General features: G+C 63.7%; 2 protein-coding genes. Both read left to right on the top strand.

Annotated elements, in window-relative coordinates; all coding sequences use genetic code 11:
• The first annotated feature begins 22 nt into the window (after positions 1 to 22).
• Positions 23 to 1,000 carry an MraY family glycosyltransferase gene (locus AC1VAN_RS20595; protein WP_442252135.1) on the top strand — a complete coding sequence of 326 codons (978 nt, stop codon included), beginning with the start codon at positions 23 to 25 and terminating at the stop codon, positions 998 to 1,000.
• 15 nt (positions 1,001 to 1,015) lie between these two features.
• Positions 1,016 to 1,811 (top strand): nucleoside-diphosphate sugar epimerase/dehydratase (locus AC1VAN_RS20590; protein ID WP_480986610.1); only part of this gene is annotated, 796 nt, incomplete at its 3' end.

Raw genomic sequence — 1,811 nt, 5'->3', positions numbered from 1 at the left:
GAATTACGCGGTGCTCTGAACCATGCCGTGGCTTGTGATGGCCGCGCTGCTGGGCCTGGCCCTGCTCAGCGCGGGGTTGACCTGGGCGGCGCGTGTGTATGCGCTGCGCAGGCAGCTGCTGGATCAGCCCGGCGAGCGCCGCAGCCACAGTGTCGCAACTCCTCGCGGTGGTGGCATCGCCATCGTGATCAGTCTGCTGGTTGCTGCGGCCGTGGCCGCTTTTTTCTGGCCGGACGCCGCGCCCAGCCTGGCTGTTGCCAGCCTTGGCCTGCTGCTGGTTGCCGGCATCGGCTGGTGGGATGACCATCGGCCGCTGCCAGCCATGCGCCGTTTGCTGGTGCATTTCCTCGCCGCTGTCTTGCTGGCAGGGCTGGTCAAGATGCACGGGGGTAGCTGGCTGTTGAGCCTGCTGGTGCTGTTCTTCACCGCCTCGCTGATCAACATCTGGAACTTCATGGATGGCATCAACGGGATTGCCAGCAGCCAGGCCGTCATCGTTGCGCTGGGCTTTGCCACCGTGCTGCCCTGGCCCTATTCGCTGGTGGCCGTTGTTCTCGGCTTGGCCTGCCTGGGTTTTCTGCCATTCAATTTCCCGCAGGCGCGGATCTTCATGGGTGATGTCGGTAGTGGCGCCCTCGGCTATGCGGTGGCGGTGGTGCTGGCCGTCGCGGCAGTGCACACCGACATCAACTGGATCCTGTTGTTGCTGCCGTTGTCTGCATTTCTTGTGGACGCGGGCTTCACGCTGTTGGCGCGCATGCTTTCCGGGCAACGCTGGATGGAACCCCACACCCAGCATGTCTACCAGCGCGCGGTGCAGGCAGGAGCCAGCCATGCCCAGGTGACAGGGATGTACTTTGTTTTGGGCCTGTTCAGTATTACAGTGTTCAATATCTGCACCAATTTGCAGCCGAGGTGGGAGGCTGTCGTAGCGGTCGCGTGGTTTGCCGCGCTGACCCTGCTGTGGCTCCTCCTGCGCAATGGATTGCGYCACCGATAAGGAATTACTCGATCTATGTCTTCACCTTGGCGGGACAGAATCCTCGGCCTGATGCCGCGTACGGCCATCGTCTGCCACGACTTGTTCATGGTATGGGCCTGTTGGCAGCTGCTGCACGCAGGTCGTTACTCGATTCTGGCCGACGCTCCTGCATTGCCCTTGTGGAACGTGGACACCACGCTGGTGCTGGCACTGCAGGGACTGGTGTTCTGGCGTATCGGCCTCTATCGCGGGCTGTGGCGCTTTGCCAGCGTCAGCGACCTGCTGAACATCTTCAAGGCCAGCTTCATCGGCCTGATCGCCATTGTTCTGGTACTGGCCTGGAAGCGCTTCAACGGCGTGCCGATGTCGGTGCTGGTGATCTATCCGTTCGCGCTGTCGGCACTGCTGGGCGCGCCGCGCCTGTTGTACCGCGCGTGGAAGGACTACCAGTCGCTGCAGTCCGATTCGACCGCGCGCCGGGTGCTGATTCTCGGCGCCGGACAGGCCGCCGAGACCCTGGTGCGCGACCTGCGCCGGTCCGGCAATTTCGAGCCGGTCGGCCTGCTCGATGATGCGCCGCACCTGCGAGGGGCCAAGCTGCAGAGCCTGCCGATCCTGGGCACGCTGGACGATGCACCAGCAGTGGCCCGCGAGACTGCAGCCAAGCTGCTGGTGATTGCCATGCCTTCGCTCGATGCCGTCGGCATGCAGCGCGTGGTGGCCATCTGCGAGAGCACCGGCATTCCGTTCCGCACGGTGCCCAAGCTCAGCGACATTCTGCAGGGGCAGTCGCTGCCGGGGCAGCTGAAGGAAGTGGCGATCGAAGATC

The sequence above is a fragment of the Stenotrophomonas sp. 05L44_2 genome (assembly GCF_056665995.1).
This window is presented reverse-complemented; position numbering and strand designations above follow the sequence as displayed.